Source organism: Pseudonocardia sp. EV170527-09, from assembly GCF_008369905.1.
In the GTDB taxonomy this organism is placed as follows: domain Bacteria; phylum Actinomycetota; class Actinomycetes; order Mycobacteriales; family Pseudonocardiaceae; genus Pseudonocardia.
Window position 1 is genome coordinate 1 of the sequence record NZ_VRMC01000291.1, and the last position, 668, is coordinate 668.

1 protein-coding gene is annotated in these 668 nt (G+C 69.5%); it reads left to right on the forward strand.

Features of this window, described 5'->3' with window-relative positions:
- Positions 1–285: 285 nt before the first annotated feature.
- On the forward strand, positions 286–668 hold a 383-nt coding region (locus tag FVA95_RS29160; protein ID WP_240051803.1), incomplete at its 3' end, for an ATP-binding protein.

A 668-nucleotide genomic window follows, 5' to 3' on the forward strand; every position in this document is an offset into this window, starting at 1 on the left:
GTGAACAGCTTCAACAAGCCGTCCGGGCCGGTCAGTTCCAGCCCCCGCGCTCGGGCGTCGGCCACCATCGCCGCTGCGGCGGCCTGCTCGGGCGAGAACCGCCGACCCGAACCCGTCTCGTTCTCAGCAGAGCCCATAGGGTCTGATGTCATCACTCACAGTGCCCATCCCGCCGGACGCTGAGGTCCGGCGTGTCGGGCCGGAACCACCGGTCGTTGCACAGGCCCCATCACCGCGCACGCGACTCGCCTCGGGCTGCCGCACCTGGCCGAGAACCTCGAGCTTCTGGTCGGGCGGGCCGAGGCCGATCAGATGGGCTATCGCGAGTTCATCGACACCGTCCTCGGCGAGGAGCTCGGGCTGCGCGAGGGACGCCGGTTCCGGACCGCGCTGAAGCTGTCCGGGCTGCCGCACCACAAGACTCTCGACGAGTTCGACTTTGCCTTCCAGCCCGACCTCGACGTCAGAAAGATCCGCGACCTGGCCACATTGGCGTTCGTCGAGGCCCACCGCAACGTCGCGCTGCTCGGGCCGCCCGGGACCGGGAAGACCCATATCGCCACCGCGCTGGCAGTCGCGGCATGCCAGGCCGGGTCCTCGATCTACTTCACCACCCTCGACGACTGCGTTCGTCAACTCCGCGCCGCCGAGGCCGCAGGCCGGTTCGC